The organism is Pelagibius sp. Alg239-R121 (assembly GCF_947331435.1).
In the GTDB taxonomy this organism is placed as follows: domain Bacteria; phylum Pseudomonadota; class Alphaproteobacteria; order Kiloniellales; family Kiloniellaceae; genus Denitrobaculum.
This window is the reverse complement of sequence record NZ_CAMZOF010000004.1, coordinates 192150-206859: the sequence shown is the minus strand read 5'-3', so window position 1 is coordinate 206859 and position 14710 is coordinate 192150. Positions and strand designations below refer to the sequence as shown.

At 56.9% G+C, this 14710-nt stretch carries 17 protein-coding genes; 8 read left to right on the top strand and 9 right to left on the bottom strand.

The window, feature by feature from the left end:
- The first annotated feature begins 80 nt into the window (after positions 1–80).
- Positions 81–1304, top strand: a complete 1224-nt coding sequence (hutI, locus tag QMZ18_RS14555; protein WP_282607032.1) for an imidazolonepropionase — start codon at positions 81–83, stop codon at positions 1302–1304.
- A 40-nt stretch (positions 1305–1344) separates the two neighbouring features.
- On the top strand, positions 1345–1809 hold the full coding sequence (locus tag QMZ18_RS14550) for a DUF4279 domain-containing protein (RefSeq protein ID WP_282607031.1): 465 nt from the start codon (positions 1345–1347) through the stop codon (positions 1807–1809).
- A 334-nt stretch (positions 1810–2143) separates the two neighbouring features.
- Here the strand turns inward: QMZ18_RS14550 and QMZ18_RS14545 are convergent, their stop codons facing one another.
- Complete coding sequence (locus tag QMZ18_RS14545) at positions 2144–2848, bottom strand: acyl carrier protein (protein WP_282607030.1); 705 nt, start codon at positions 2846–2848, stop codon at positions 2144–2146.
- Positions 2849–3027: 179 nt separating this feature from the next.
- Positions 3028–3264 carry a hypothetical protein gene (locus QMZ18_RS14540; protein ID WP_282607029.1) on the bottom strand — a complete coding sequence of 79 codons (237 nt, stop codon included), beginning with the start codon at positions 3262–3264 and terminating at the stop codon, positions 3028–3030.
- A gap of 327 nt (positions 3265–3591) precedes the next feature.
- Here QMZ18_RS14540 and QMZ18_RS14535 point away from each other — a divergent pair, with 327 nt between their 5' ends.
- Positions 3592–4500, top strand: a complete 909-nt coding sequence (locus QMZ18_RS14535) for a DMT family transporter (RefSeq protein ID WP_282607028.1) — start codon at positions 3592–3594, stop codon at positions 4498–4500.
- A 120-nt stretch (positions 4501–4620) separates the two neighbouring features.
- On the opposite strand, the gene QMZ18_RS14530 is transcribed toward QMZ18_RS14535, so the two are convergent.
- The 6 genes from QMZ18_RS14530 to QMZ18_RS14505 all read right to left on the bottom strand — a co-directional run bounded on the left by QMZ18_RS14530 (position 4621) and on the right by QMZ18_RS14505 (position 9703).
- Positions 4621–4800 (bottom strand): dihydrofolate reductase family protein, encoded by a 180-nt coding sequence (locus tag QMZ18_RS14530; RefSeq protein WP_282607027.1) that lies wholly within the window; start codon positions 4798–4800, stop codon positions 4621–4623.
- 345 nt (positions 4801–5145) lie between these two features.
- Positions 5146–7035 (bottom strand): PhoX family phosphatase, encoded by a 1890-nt coding sequence (locus QMZ18_RS14525; protein WP_322097219.1) that lies wholly within the window; start codon positions 7033–7035, stop codon positions 5146–5148.
- Between the two features lie 717 nt (positions 7036–7752).
- Positions 7753–8322, bottom strand: a complete 570-nt coding sequence (locus QMZ18_RS14520) for a dihydrofolate reductase family protein (RefSeq protein ID WP_282607026.1) — start codon at positions 8320–8322, stop codon at positions 7753–7755.
- Between the two features lie 55 nt (positions 8323–8377).
- Complete coding sequence (locus tag QMZ18_RS14515; protein ID WP_282607025.1) at positions 8378–8848, bottom strand: SRPBCC family protein; 471 nt, start codon at positions 8846–8848, stop codon at positions 8378–8380.
- Positions 8820–9203, bottom strand: coding sequence for a helix-turn-helix transcriptional regulator (locus tag QMZ18_RS14510; protein ID WP_282607024.1), 384 nt, complete (start codon positions 9201–9203; stop codon positions 8820–8822). The genes QMZ18_RS14515 and QMZ18_RS14510 overlap by 29 nt, the downstream gene beginning before the upstream one ends.
- Before the next feature lie 137 nt (positions 9204–9340).
- Complete coding sequence (locus tag QMZ18_RS14505; protein WP_282607023.1) at positions 9341–9703, bottom strand: MmcQ/YjbR family DNA-binding protein; 363 nt, start codon at positions 9701–9703, stop codon at positions 9341–9343.
- A gap of 284 nt (positions 9704–9987) precedes the next feature.
- Between QMZ18_RS14505 and QMZ18_RS14500 the strand changes: the two genes are divergently transcribed.
- The gene (locus tag QMZ18_RS14500; RefSeq protein WP_282607022.1) at positions 9988–11019 is read left to right on the top strand and encodes a universal stress protein; all 1032 of its coding nucleotides are present in this window, start codon (positions 9988–9990) and stop codon (positions 11017–11019) included.
- An 86-nt stretch (positions 11020–11105) separates the two neighbouring features.
- On the opposite strand, the gene QMZ18_RS14495 is transcribed toward QMZ18_RS14500, so the two are convergent.
- Positions 11106–11396 (bottom strand): DUF1330 domain-containing protein, encoded by a 291-nt coding sequence (locus QMZ18_RS14495; RefSeq protein ID WP_282607021.1) that lies wholly within the window; start codon positions 11394–11396, stop codon positions 11106–11108.
- A 180-nt stretch (positions 11397–11576) separates the two neighbouring features.
- Here QMZ18_RS14495 and QMZ18_RS14490 point away from each other — a divergent pair, with 180 nt between their 5' ends.
- The 4 genes from QMZ18_RS14490 to QMZ18_RS14475 all read left to right on the top strand — a co-directional run bounded on the left by QMZ18_RS14490 (position 11577) and on the right by QMZ18_RS14475 (position 14673).
- Entirely contained in the window at positions 11577–12026 is a 450-nt protein-coding gene (locus QMZ18_RS14490) for a thioesterase family protein (protein WP_282607020.1), read from the top strand.
- A 501-nt stretch (positions 12027–12527) separates the two neighbouring features.
- Entirely contained in the window at positions 12528–13163 is a 636-nt protein-coding gene (locus QMZ18_RS14485; RefSeq protein WP_282607019.1) for a LysE family translocator, read from the top strand.
- A gap of 84 nt (positions 13164–13247) precedes the next feature.
- Positions 13248–13862, top strand: coding sequence for a DUF1989 domain-containing protein (locus QMZ18_RS14480; protein WP_282607018.1), 615 nt, complete (start codon positions 13248–13250; stop codon positions 13860–13862).
- An 88-nt stretch (positions 13863–13950) separates the two neighbouring features.
- Positions 13951–14673, top strand: a complete 723-nt coding sequence (locus tag QMZ18_RS14475; RefSeq protein WP_282607017.1) for a hypothetical protein — start codon at positions 13951–13953, stop codon at positions 14671–14673.
- The last annotated feature ends 37 nt before the right edge of the window (positions 14674–14710 follow it).

Genomic DNA, 14710 nt, shown 5'->3' with positions numbered 1-14710 from the left:
GACACTGCGACTGCAAAGTTGTATATACAACTGAAATTATCAAACGAAACAATCGGCACGTGACGACAAGGACCGAACGTATGTGGGATCGACTCTGGATCAACACCCATCTGGCCACCATGACGGACGCTGGGCCTTACGGGGCCATCAGGGACGCGGCCATCGCGAGTGCCGGCGGCAAGATTGCCTGGGTCGGCCCGCAGGCCGAGTTGCCAGGCGCACCCGAGGCTCTGACGAGTGAAGTCATCGATCTCGCGGGCCGCTGGGTTACGCCGGGGCTGATCGATTGCCACACCCATCTGGTCTACGGCGGCAACCGGGCGCGGGAATTCGAACTGCGGCTGGAGGGCGCGAGCTACGAAGAGATCGCCCGGGCCGGCGGCGGCATCCGCAACACGGTCAAGGCCACGCGCGCCGCCAGCGAAGAAGAGCTGCGCGCCGGCGCCCTGCCCCGCCTGAAAAGCCTGTTGGCCGAAGGCGTGACGACAATCGAGATCAAATCGGGTTACGGTCTGAACCTGGAGACTGAACTCAAGCAACTCCGGGTCGCACGCGGACTGGGCGCGGATCTGCCGGTGACGATCTCGACCACCTTCCTGGGCGCCCATGCCCTGCCGCCGGAATTCGAGGGCGACGGCGACGGCTATATCGACGCGGTCTGTGCCATGATGCCGGAGATCGCAAAGTCGGGCCTCGCGGATGTGGTCGATGCCTTCTGCGAGAACATCGGCTTCTCATACGAGCAGACAAAACGAGTCTTCCAGACCGCACGCGACAACGGCCTGCCGGTCAAGCTGCATGCCGACCAGCTTTCCGACCTGGATGGCGCCAAACTGGCAGCGGACTTCAGCGCGCTGTCGGCCGATCACCTGGAATACACCTCCGACGCCGGCGCACAGGCGATGGCCGCCGCGGGCACGGTCGCCGTCCTGCTGCCCGGTGCCTTCTACTTCCTGCGCGAAACCAAACAGCCACCGATGGATGCCTTCCGCAGCGCCGGCGTCCCCATCGCCATTGCCACTGACTGCAACCCCGGCTCCTCCCCCGCAACCTCTCTGCTGCTGATGCTCAACATGGCCTGCACCCTCTTTAGAATGACGCCGGAAGAAGCGCTGCTGGGCGTGACACGGCACGGCGCGCAGGCGCTTGGCCTGCAGGACAGCCGGGGCACGCTGGAGGTGGGCAAGGCAGCGGACCTTTGTATTTGGGAGATCGAGTCCCCGGCGGAGCTGGCCTACCGGATCGGGTTCAATCCGCTGCTGACCTCGGTGAAGGACGGGCGGGATGTGGAGTTGGGAAATTGAAAGCCGTTTGTCTTTGGACGACGTCGGCGTATAACGAGAGATGCCATTAACTCCGCAAACTGACCATCAATACGCGCAATTTGTCGCCCTCGGCATGCGTGACCCGGAAGAGATCACCCAACTGTTGGGTATCGAACCCTACGAAAGCTGGAAAGTCGGCGATACCTTTGAACGCCGGGGTCACAAGCTTAAGCGCCGAAGTTCCATGTGGTGCGTCACAAGCGGCTATGATGACACACACTCCCTCGAAGACCATATCGAGGCGCTGCTGAGAAGACTCGGCCCCCACCGGAACGCGTTACTGGACATCGGCACACGCTATGACATGCAAATCTCCTGTGTCTCCTACAGCTATCAAAGTTACGACTTCGAACTGCCTTTCGATCTGCAAAGAGACGCCACAGAACTCGGTATCAGGTTTCGGTTTGCGTCCTATGACTACGGAGACCAACACGAAGAAATCGTGGAACTCAGGGAACAGCTCAACATCCGAGGTGAAGGGTGAGGCGGAACCTCTGTTGCAGTATTGGCAACAGTGTTGTTCATCGAACTCTAACTTCTATTTTACAATCCGCTGGTGACGTCGGTGAAGGACGGGCGAGACGTGGAGTTGGGAGTGGATTGAAGAGCATTCCTGCTCCATCTGCAAAGCAAACGCTTAGATGCTGGTAGGCAGTCCGAACTCATTCGCTACAGCCTGTGCTGGATGCAACCGTTTGTCCTGTGGGTCCAAGCTTTGGTCGCAAGCGGTGTTGAGGTGACGTCTGATCAATCAGAACTGGCAAAAATGTAACGGCCCCTTCGACCTCAAAATGATGATCAGAGGAGCCTAGAGCTTCCTAAATGAACTTCGTTTCTGGCGTCATGTTTTCTGGTGGAAATCCAGTGAGATCATGAATAATCGTAGTCATCGTTTTCCACACATCGGACTCTGTCCATCTACCTCCTAACGAAACCAATTGCCCGAGATTGACCTCTGATGCTTGCCGGGACAAATCACCTAGAGTTCCGTCGAATACCCAAACTCTTTCGTCTATGCTGTCAGCAAACCTCCACAAGGTGTGCGAGACAGCCACCACTAAGATCCCAACCAAGATGGCGATGAAACCAGAGAACATAATCGGGGCAACGATCCAAGTTACGAACTGCAACAAAGACAAGATGACCACCCACAAGCTGGCTTTGGTCAGAAAATCAAGCTTCAGATTGGTCATTTCTTCCAATTGCCTTTGAAAGCTTCTAGGGCTCAGGTCTACAGGGACTTCAACGCGAGTTGACAGTTTTATTTTTCCATGGCCACAGAATGCCTTATTCAATCTGTAGTAGGCCATCGCAGTCAGACATTTATTCTGTAGTTTTTGACTGGAAGGTAACTTCGAACAGACGACCTCAAAGGCTTCACCTAGAGTAAAAATGCTCTCAGCTTCTTCGTCAGAAAACGTGATTTTAAATGCGGACTCAAGATCCTCAATCAATTGGACGTCATCGCCGTCGCCAATAATGCCAACCGATTTCAGTTCCTGGGATTTATTAAGATGAGACATCAGCCTTCCAGACAATCGTAGCCTCGATTTCAACTGTTTAACACAGAACATAGTCAATTTATTTTCAGAAACCAACGGCAGGTCTGTTCCACATAACTGATACCTAGCCGTCTTAGCGTTCCTGGTATTTCAAGCCTCTCGGGATGGCAGAGGTTGGCGCGATGCGAGCAACGTCAGACTCAGCCCGACATCTCACCGAGCCAACGGACGGTTTTTCGGGCCTCGTTCAGAGTGGATTCAAAACTGTCGAAGACTCGATTTCCATAGTGCCCAATGGCGTACCAGCCACGATTGTCCTCGGGGTCTCGCCGAAATTCGTCGAACCCGTAAGTTCCGTCGGGACGGCGGAAAACATCCACGCAGATTTGCTCGCCCTGCATGTTAATAGAACGGACGACTTTGTTTGTCTGAACCATCTATATTTCCTCGTCGTTTCGACAGAAAGTCCTTCTGACGAGTCTCGGACGACATGCCGCAGTAGGGATTTGCCTTCATTGCGGGCGGCGCAATAACGACGCATCAAACTTGCCAGAAGCCTCCGCGCGTCATCGCCATATCGACTCCACCGCCTATCAGTAGCGCAACGACAGGCTTGACGGCGACCAGCATTCCGCCAGCGCGCAGGTATCTTTCTCAATTTTCTGGATAGCGAGATTTTGAGGAAAAATATCAGTCTTGTCAATAAGTTAAATCAGGTTACCGTTGGTCTCCTTCGCAATCGATGGCGCGGGAGGAACTCTTCAGTGAACAGCCGACATAAACCCGTCTCTTTCGTCGCGGCAGCGGCCACCATCCTGATGGCGATCATGTTGTATGACATCATGGGCGCGATCATTAAGCACCTGAGTCAGCACTATCCCAGCCAGCAGCTTTCAATGCTGCGCAATGTATTCGGGTTGATCCCGACATTGGCCATTCTTTTCTGGTCTCAAAGCTGGGTCCAAGCAGGCAGGCCCATGGTGATAAGGCAGTGGAAGTTTGCCCTGGCCCGCGGCGGCCTGGGTGCCTTTGCCCAAATCAGTTTCTATCTGGCTTTGTTTCACCTGGAATTTGCGACGGCGACGACGATCGTCTTTGCCGGTCCGCTGTTTATAACGGCTTTGTCCATTCCATTGCTGGGCCATCGGGTCGGCCTCTGGCGCTGGCTGGCGGTGCTGATTGGATTCACCGGCGTCCTGCTGGTGATGAGACCGACAGCCGACAGCTTTACCTGGCATGCAATCCTGCCGCTTTGTGCCGCGTTTGGCTACGCCAGTATCAGCGTGACCGCCCAGCTGTTCGACAAGGCCGTACCCACCGCACTGATCAATCTTTACTACAATGTCGGGTCTTTGGTTGGGGCGGTCGCACTGGTTCTTCTTACCGGCGGGTTTGTCCAAATTGGAGCATTGGAGGACTGGTTATGGATCGCTGCCATGGGGATAGCGGGCGGCACGGCAGCCTACTGTCTGATCACGGCTTACAGGTTGGCGGAACCCAGCAGCCTATCGCCGTTTGAGTATTTCGGAATCCCGTTTTCTTTCTGCCTTGGCTGGATTTTCTTTTCGGAGACACCTTTTGACCGGCTCATCCCCGGCGCATTCCTGATCGTCGGCGGTGGTCTATTTATTATCTGGCGCGAGCATTCCTTGAAAAAAACGACAGCGGATTGAATAAGGGTTCGAAGCGTTGATTGGGTAATCGCGTTCGTCGCTGAAATTAGAGACGTCCTGCCAACACTGATCAAAGGCCTGTGCCTCCGACCTACCCTTCCCGCCAGTAGATTCTCATCTTCACGCCGGCCGCGGTGGTGTCGGCTTTGACGAGTTCAGGCCCCTTGGTGGCGTCCCCTCGCCGAAGAGGCGCTTCCCTGCACCGACGAGAACGGGGAAAGTCCAGATCTGGAACTCGTCGATCAGATCGCTGGCGAGGAGAATTTGAATCAGTCGCCAGTTGCCATGGACCTGAAGCAAGGGACCGTCCTACTCCTTACCGGCCGCGAACTTACCGGCGATATCCCCTCTCACTCCGCTGGTACAGTCAGTGAAGGCGGGGCGAGCGTTGCCGAATGGCCGTAATTCCAGGGACAATGTTTACTGAGTCGGAATATAAAAAAGAGCCGACTGGCCGTTTTCAGGCAGCCAGTCGGCTCACTTAAATTCAGCTGACTAGAGCAGATCAAGTTTAGACGGGATCGCCGAAGGCGATCTGTCGTACTTGTGAATCTGCTCTACCTATTTGAGTTAGAGCGGATTCACACGTTTTATCGAAAACACGTAGTGTTTCTGTTAAAACGTGATCCGGTCTAGCAGCCTGTCTTAACCGATGACGCCGCCATCGTCCCGACGCACAGCTACAACGCCCGAGCGGGGCACGCTGTCACCGCCACCCGGCCAGTGGCTGGGCTTGCCCTTTTCGCCGGGATGTTGGACGCCGACAAACATGGTGCGGCGATCCGGCGAGAACGACAGGCCGGTGATTTCGCACGAAATCGGGCCAACCAAGAAGCGGCGGATCTCGCCGGTTTCCGTGTCGGCGGCCAGCATCTGATTGTTGCCCTGACCTGCAAAATCTTCCTCATTCGAGTAGTTGCCGTCGGTCTGGATCCAGAGGATGCCGTTATTATCGAAGGAGATGCCGTCAGGCGAGTTGAACATGTTGCCTGCATTCACGTTGGACGAGCCTTTTCTGTCGTCCGAATGGACTGCCGGGTTGCCAGCGAGAACGAACAGGTTCCAGGCAAAATTGTCCGCCGTATGGTCGCCGCCTTCCGGCATCCAGCGTACAATCTGGCCGTACTTGTTGCCCTTGCGCGGATTCGGGCCGCCAACCGGGGTTTCGTCTCCTCCCTTATTCGGCTTGATGCCGCGGTTCTTATTGTTGGTCAGGGCGCAGTAAACCTCGGCCTTTTTCGGATGGCTGGCAACCCACTCCGGGCGATCCATCGTGGTGGCGCCAACCTTGGAACCTGCCATGCGTGAGAAGATGCTGATCTCGGCCGCCGACATGCCGGTGGCCTCTTCCGACAGTTCCAACCACTTGCCTGTGCCGTCTTCATCGAACTTGGCGGCGTAGAGCTTGCCGTCGTCCAGCAAGTCGTCGGTCGGGCCGCCCACGGAATAGACACCGTTTGACACATAACGGTAGAGGAACTCGCCGCGTTCATCGTCACCCAGGTAGACGACCACGTGGCCGTCCCGGTTGATCACGAGTTCGGCGTTCTCGTGCTTGAAGCGGCCAAGGGCGGAGCGCTTCTTCGGGGTCGATGTGGGATCGGAGGGATCAATCTCGACGACATATCCCGCTCGGTTGCACTCGTTCGGGTGCTTGGAGATATCGAAGCGTTCGTCGATCTGCGCCCAGGCGTAGCCCCAGTCCTTCGCGCCGACGCCATAACGCTTTTTGTCGGCAGAGATCTCGATGTCCGGGTCGGACGACCGGAAGTAGCCATTGAAGTTTTCTTCGCAGGTCAGATAAGTTCCCCACGGTGTTTCACCATTGGCGCAGTGATTCCAGGTGCCGATGAGGTTTGTGCCAGTCGGGTCCGCAGCGGTCTTGACCAAGTCGTGCCCGGCAGCGGGTCCGGTTAACTCCATCGGCGTCTGCGGCGTGATGCGACGGTTGAGCGGGCTGTCCTTGACGATGGTCCATCTACCATCGATTTCTGCCAGTTCAGCAACCGTGTGACCGTGGGCCAGCATGCCCTTTAACACGTCGTCATCGGTTTCCGGCAGCTTCGATTCGCGATGGGCGTTGGCGACGTCACGGTTCGTGTATTCGTGGTTGATCACCAACACGGTTTTCCCGTCGATGGTGAAAATCGACATGCCGTCGTTGTTGTCACCAAAGGCTTTGGCCTGCTGCTCGGCAGTACCACGCACAGACCAGTCGAATTTGGGCGAATCCGACCACAGCGGGTCACCCCAGTTGACCATCGGCGTCGCGTTAAATCCGGGCGGCACTGTAACGGTGTCCGCGACCGACGCTTCGATCTGCTCGAAGCCAAAGCGGTCTGCCGCAGCGCGTGCAAAGTTCGGGAATGCAGCCGAGGCCGTGAAGCCAGCGGTTCCCATTGCAACGACGCCGAGGAACCCCCGGCGCGAAATGGCGCTCTCGACAACCCGGTCGAACTCGCATTCCTCGGGACGCGGGTTGTTCATCTCATCGAACTCGTCGAACGAAATATTCTCCTTGTCACTCATTTTCATGCCACCTTCCTTCTTACTGAAAATTAGTTGGTTATGAGCCGACCTACACCTCGACTGAAAAGCCAATGCAATCGCTTCCTCACGTCATCAGCTATACGGCCTATTCTCGGTCACGCTCTACGCAATCTTTGTTGCGGTATGATGACAATCTAGCACGTTTGTTATCGAAAGCAGCCCTTACAGAGTCAGGAGCACAGGAATGCCCAATCCGCCCCGCTGACCAGATAGGCGAATTCAATCAATGCAGATAAGGATAATATCAACGATCTGAGCGTTTTAGACGCGACAGGAGAGGACAGTTTGCTGCGCCTGTTACGTCTGCCTTCTGACGAAAACCAGACTTTAGAATTGTCAGTCTCACGTGTTAAAAATTTCTACGCGTTCGTTACAAACCAACAGTTCATACCCCCAAGCGTTCGGAGTTTCCCGAGCAAAAACAACGTTCACCCGATTTCGATTTCGAACGGAGAGTTTGGCATTTCGGAGTCGTTCGTTCTTCAGCGGAAGGTTGACTGAAGCGACGCAAGTTCAATTCACTGACCCGATAGCCTAGTGTCCCGAATCTGAAGTTCGTATCATTTGATGCCAGCACTTTTCGAACTTCAGATTCGATAAGGACACCCGTTAATTTATTGAGCTAGTGTGGTTTTCAGATTTGATGTTCCTATGAAGTGCCTATCCAAATAAAGATAGGAACTTCAAATCCACCACACTAGGTTACCAGCGGTAGAGTCCCATCGTCACACCGGTTGCAGTCGTGCCCGCTTTTATAAGCGTCAGGCCCCTCGGCACCGTCCCCTCGCTGAAGAGGCGCTTCCCTGCGCCGACAAGAACGGGGAAGGTCCAGATCCGGAACTCGTCGATCAGGTCGTTGGTGAGAAGAGCCTGAATCAGTTGCCAGCTGCCGTGGACCTGGAGCAATGGTCCCTCCTGATTCTTAAGGGATGCAATCTCGTCGGCGATGTCTCCGGTGAGAGCGACCGAGTTGTTCCACTCAAGCTGGTCCAGGGTCGAGGTGGCGACATACTTCCGCGCGGCGTTCATGGGGTTTGCGTCGCCGGCGGGGGCGAAATGGGGGGCGAAGAGCTGGTAGGTTTTCCGGCCGAGCAGCAGATCGTAGGGCGCGGCCATGGCCTCTCTCCCGACCTGCGCCATTACGCCGTCCCAATGAGGATCCGCCCAGCCGCCCTGCGTAAAGCCGCCCGAGGTGTCTTCCTCCGGCATTTTGGGGGCCTGCATGACGCCGTCGAGCGTCTGGAAGGTCAGGATCGCGAGTTCTCTGGCCATAGCCTTCTCCTGTTCTGTCACGTTGCCGAATTGAAGAAAGAAGGTCCGAAACGGCTCAAGCTGCGGCTTCACGCAGGACATCAGCCAGACGTTCCAGGCTTTCGGTTCCACCACCTTCGGCGCCGAGATCCCTGGCATGTTCAGCGGCCTCCGCCGTGGGAAAGATCATGCGCAGCGTGACTTTCGTTCGCCCGTCGATCTCCTCGAAGGTGACGAAGAATTCACATGTCAGATGCGGATCATCCGCCTTTCCGCCGACGTGGGAAAAGGCCAGGCGTTCGGGTTCCACGATTTCGCTGTAGACGCCTCTGCCAGGATAGTCCGTTCCGTCCGGGCCGTGCATGACGTAGTCCCAGACACCTCCCACCTTGACCTCCATGGCGTGGGTCGTGGTGGTAAAGCCGTTTGGCCCCCACCATTTGCCGATGTGCTGCGGGTCGGTCCAGGCGGCAAACACAAGCGCGCGCGGCGCATCGTAGATGCGGGTGAAGAGCAGTTCATTTGCGACGGGGTTTCTTGCGGCCACGGCCGTCTCCTTTTCCCGCCGACTGAAGGTCCTGCAGGTAATGGCCCAGTCGGTCCAGGCTCTCTTCCCAGGATTGCCGGTAGTCCTCGACCCAGTCCGAAACCGCCTTGAGCGGCGCCGCGCGCAGCCGGCAGGGTCGCTTCTGCGCCTCTCTGCTGCGTTCGACCAGCCCGGCTTTTTCCAGCACCTTGATGTGTTTAGTGACGGCCGGCATCGTCATCTCGAAGGGTTCCGCCAGCTCGGTGACGGTTCGTTCGCCGGAAGCCAGTTGGGCCAGGATCGCGCGACGTGTCGGGTCGGCCAGCGCCGAGAGCGTGACGTCGAGTTGGTTTCCGCCTGCTTGAGGTGTTGCCATTGAATGTTACCAATTGGTTAATTTACTAATTGGTAAAATAAAAATGCGAAAGCGTCAAGAGTCGATGGAAATGCCCGGCGTTGGACGCAGGGCAACGGAGGTTTCGTCAATGCTCGCCCGCGAACAGGCGACCGGTTCTATGCTTCGATCAGTCCCAGCTCACGCTGTTTCTTTTTCGAGAGACCCTGGGAGACGATCTTATGGGAATTGCGCAGGTAGTCCTTGAGGTCGTCGTCGGACAGGCCCGGCTGGGCATAATCCTGGATCCACTTCATCCCGCGCGACGCGAGATAAGGCGCCGGGCGCAGGCCCGGCTGGTCCTTCAGGATCTCGTAGGAGAGCTCGGTGGTCTTGAAGGTGAAGCCCGGCTGATCGTCGCCCCAGCCGCCAATGGCGAAGACCTTGCCGCCGACCTTCCAGACATCGGCTCCGCCCCACTGGACCACATGGGTCGTGGCTAGCAGAGAGCCGCAGAAGGCGTTGAATTCTTCGTAGGTCATGGGTGGGTCCTGTAGATCAATCATTGAAACAAGCGGCGTGGATTGCAGAAGGTGTTCTGGTCAGGAATTATCATGAAACTCGATCCATCTTGCCAGAGGTCTGTGACTGCCATTACATCAGGCCCATGCTTGACCCACATCAACGACGCAGCCCGCACCGGCCGCTAGTCTTCTGAGTAGAGCGAGCGCAGGGTTGCGGAATTCACCGGCCGCGGTCGCCGCGAATGGAAATCATACACACTGGCCCTGCCCGCCGGCACATCAGCTTGCTGCGAGGCACTCAAATGGTTCAGAAGATACTCACTCCCGTCGACGGATCCGAAAACGCCAATACGGCCCTGGAGGTCGCGGCTGATTTGGCCGCCGGGATGGGCGCGCAATTGAAGATCCTTCATGTCGGGCTGCGCCAGGCCGGCCCGCGCCAATCGCTTCTCGAAGCGGCCGAATACTCCTTTGACAAAGCGGAGCGCAAGGGCGGCTGGACCAGCGATCACCACAACTGGCCGCGGCGCCTGCAGGTGCTCGAGCATATGGGCCGTATGATCCTCGACAATGCGGAAACCTGCGCGCGGGACCGGGGCGCGGCCGAGATCGAGACCGAGCTGGACTGGGGCGAGGAAGGTGAGCGCATCCTGCATCATGCGAAGCACCCCTTCACCGACATGATCGTGATGGGCAGCCGCGGCGCAGGCCCGCTGCAGGGAGTGCTGATGGGTAGCGTTTCTCACAAGGTCTTTCATCTGGCGCCCTGTACCTGCGTCACCGTACATGCCGGCAAGGAGAGACTGGGGCTGGGCACGGTGGAGCGGATCCTGGTGCCGTTTGATGGATCAGGTCACGCGGTCAAAGCGGCCGAACTGGCTTGTGATATGGCGGCAAAGTTCAGCGCAACCGTAAAATTTGTCCATGTGTTACTGCACGGCCAAACACCCGAGCTGCTGCTCGGCGTGGTTGACAAGGACCGGTTGGATGCGGAGACCCTGGATGCCCTCGAAAATGTCCGCGCCGTCGGCGGCCTGGCCATGGGCGAAGCCTATGCGGTGCAGCTGATCCCCGATGCGGTCCTGAAGGATATCGGTGCGGAAGTTCTGGAACGTGCCCAAAAAATCGCGAGCGACAAAGGGCTCTCAAAAATCGAGACCGCGCTGCTCGATGGCCAACCCGCCCACAGCATCCTGGAGGCCGCCGAGAAGGACCGGGCCGATCTGATCGTCATGGGCATGCGCGGACTTGCCGAAGTGGAAGGCCTGCTGGTGGGCAGCGTTTCCTACAAGGTCAATCACCTGGCGCCCTGCACCTGCATCGCGGTGCGATAAGCGGAAGCCGGTCCGGGAACGGAGGCCCTGTACCAAGGAGCGTTAGCAAAGGCGGCTCAATGGATCATCATTAACGCGCCTTGGGGTTATTCCAAACCTTCGACGCCGACCAGCCGAGCGCTGCTGCAGGCGTCTCTGATCTCCTTGAGGCCCTGGTAGGTCGCGCCATTGTAAAAGCCTTCCCAGGCCGCGACGGAAGGAAACTCCAGCAGGACGATCCGGCGCGGCTCCCAGTCGCCTTCGTAGACCTTGTGCGCCCCGCCACGAGCGAGATAGCGCGCGCCGGCCTCCTGAAGGGCCGGCTTGACCTTGTCCATAAACTCCATGTAGCGGGTCCGGTCGTGGATCTCGACATCGAAAATCACATATGCGGCCATTAGGTCCCCCGGCAATAATTAGGCGCGGGCAGGTTAGCAGGGAAGCGAATCATAAAACACAATCGTTCGCATCCACAAAAAACCCTCGAGGCCTCCTCCCCTCACCCGTCAACATTCGACTGGACAAATGCGTCCGAATGGCGACCCTGAGCCTACAATGCTAAACGGGGAGTGCACTAAATGATCATGTATTCGCGGGAACTGACAGTCGCCTGGGGGGAGTCGGATCCCTTTGGGCTGGTTTACTATCCCATGATGTTCACCTGGTTCAACGAGACCGAACACGAGCTGTTGCGTGCCCTGGGCTTTCCAACCAACAAACTGATCAAGGAGGACCGCACTGCCTTCGTCATGGGCGACGTGCACTTCCGGTTCGTCGGACCTGCGGCTTACGGCGACAAGGTGCGCACCATGATCCGGCTGGCAAAGATGGGCACCTCCTCGCTGCATTGGGACTGCAAGGCGGTTCAGGCTTCAGATGGTGCGGTCATCACCGAAGGCCGGGCAGTGCGTATTCATGCGCGGATCGAGGAAGACGGCAATCTGAAAGCCATCCCGATCCCAGATTATATCCGTAACGCACTCAGCGAGCCGGGCAGCTTGATCGACTTACCGGAAGATGATTTTTAATGTAAAAGGTAAGTTTTTCATTGTAATATGCTGATAATTATATCTTTCGAAACTGCTCCAGGTTGCGACAAGTCAATGACATTGCAAAAACTGATATAAACACGAAACACTGCGTACTGAATTCCAAATTCCAAATCTTATATCTTTGCACCTCCGCTCAGACTCAGATACGTCCAATGCCAGAATTGACGGCCAGAACGCCAATGGTCTCCCAGGCGACAGGTATTCCCGTCACCGCTCATCAAGCTTCGGGTTCCAACAGCTTGGAACTCGTATAGCGCTCGATCGAAGGGATACGGCTACCCCGAAACATCAAGGCGCCGCACATGGGGATCTAGCTTGGAACGGCGTTGCAACTTCCAACACAAAGAGGCGCGCGACCTGCTTGCCGTCAGCAGACAAACGGTTGTTGAGCCACAATGAACGCAACTGTGGATCCTGGAGCGCGTGCCTCTGTCCTGATACGCTCGTGCCAATCTTGAGGAACTGGGAAAAGCCCCGATGGACCTGCTCGTCACGCTGCTGCTCATCGTGTTCGTAAATCTGGTCGCCTGGATCACGCCGGGCCCAAACATGATCGCCGTCATGAGCGCATCCATGATCGGGGGACGCTACAATGGCATCTTAACCGGGTTGGGGCTTTCGACCGGCGCCGTATTCTGGGCTGGTCTTGCTGTCATGGGGGTCACGGCGCTTTTCGAACTTTTTCCGAGTATTGTTTTCTGGCTTCGTATCCTCGGCGCCACCTACCTCATATGGTTGGGCGCCAGAGCCCTTTGCAGTGCGCTGGCTATGGATGCCGGAGCACTCACGCCAAGACCTTCTCACGCAAACGCGCGCCGTGCTTATCTGAACGGATTGCTTGTCAGCCTGACAAACCCGAAAGCCGCTTTCTTCTTCGGCTCAATCCTCACGGCCTTCGTTCCAGCCAATGCTTCAGCGGCATTCCTGGTCGGAGTCGTCGTCCTCTGTGGTCTGCTCGCGGTGCTCTGCCACTCAATCACGGCGACCGTCTTTTCTTCGAAACTGGTTGTCAGGAAGTTCAACGACGCCAGACGTGGCCTTACCGCGGCCTTTGGATTCGTTTTCGCCGGCCTGGGCCTCGGCATCGCGTACGACACTCTCCGGCGCCTGTAATCGCGGGGATTGTTGGGTGAACGCGCTCTGACGTCGTATGATTTCGTGACGACAACTGCAGGACGTCCCAAGAGGAACAAAAGCATGATACCCGGTGCCGAGATTATCGAAGACACGGTCGTTGCCGCTGGACAGCCCTGGAGCGGCAAAGTTCGCAAGGGCGACATTCTCCGGCTGATCGACTTGGAAGGACAGCAAGCGATCGATTTTCTTTGCTACAACCTGGCTGATCCGCAAGAACGCTATCACGCTCCCAACAGCATCAAGATTCCAGGCCAAATCTACCTGGATAAGGGATCGGTTCTCTATTCCGTACGGGCACGCAGGATGATGACCATCATCGAAGATACCTGCGGCGGACACGACACCATCTTTGGCTGTTGCTCTTTTGCACTGGACGAGGTGCGTTACGGCCAGACCAATCCGCGTTGCTGCCAGCAAAACTTCGAAGAAGAGCTGGCCCGGCACGGGCTCGGTGCCCGTGACGTGGTGCCAAACGTCAACTTCTTCATGCGTGTGCCTGTTGGCGAAGATGGCCGGGCGATGATCGTCGACGGCGCTTCAAAGCCCGGCGACTTCGTCGACCTGCGCGCGGAGATGGATGTGCTAACGGTGCTGTCCAACTGCCCGGAAGCGCTGAACCCCGCAACGGGGTCTGGCCCGACGCCGATTAAAGCGATCATCTATCGGCCCTCATAAATCCCTTAACGAATTTGACGTAGATTTAGCACCAGTCTCTGGGGCCAGAGCTTGCCCCGATCACATGGATTTCAGGCAGACAAAATACATGCAGATGACGCTCAACGCCGATAAGATCATCGCCACTGTCGACACGCTGGCACAACGGGTCAGCGAGCGGTTTCCCGAGGCGGGTCTGAGCAAGGTTGCCAAGGATTTCACAAAGATCGCCCGCAAGATGCGTGACGATGCACTCGCGTTGGAACAGCCCAACTGGCGGCTGCGGCTGACAACGTTTGGCATTCTGGCCGCCGGCGTCATCCTGTTCGGCTTCGTCTTTAAGGAGCTTCATTTCAGCTCACCGCTGCCCGAAGCGGCAACACTGGTTCAGATCATCGAGCCCGCCGCCAACATTGCGATACTGGTCGCACTGGGCATCGCTTTCATCGTCAGCCTGGAGGGACGCTGGAAACGGAAGCAGGCCCTTGTCTCCCTTCACTCCCTGCGCTCGATGATCCACGTGATCGACATGCATCAGTTGACCAAGGATCCGAGCGTCCTGCTCGATGCCATCGAACCGACGGCGAGCTCACCCAAACGCACCATGGGCCGGGTCGAAATTCAACGTTACCTCGATTATTGTTCCGAGATGCTGTCCCTTTCGGGCAAGATCGCCGCCCTCTACACACAGAGCATGCAGGACCAGGTCGTAATCGAAACGGTGAATGAACTGGAGGCTCTCTCGACCAACCTCACGCGGAAGATCTGGCAAAAGATCATGATCCTCGACCGTGCCGCGTCGGACGGGCGGGGCAATACCCCTAGCGAATAATGCAACGAAGAAATAGATCTGAATAAGATGTAAACTT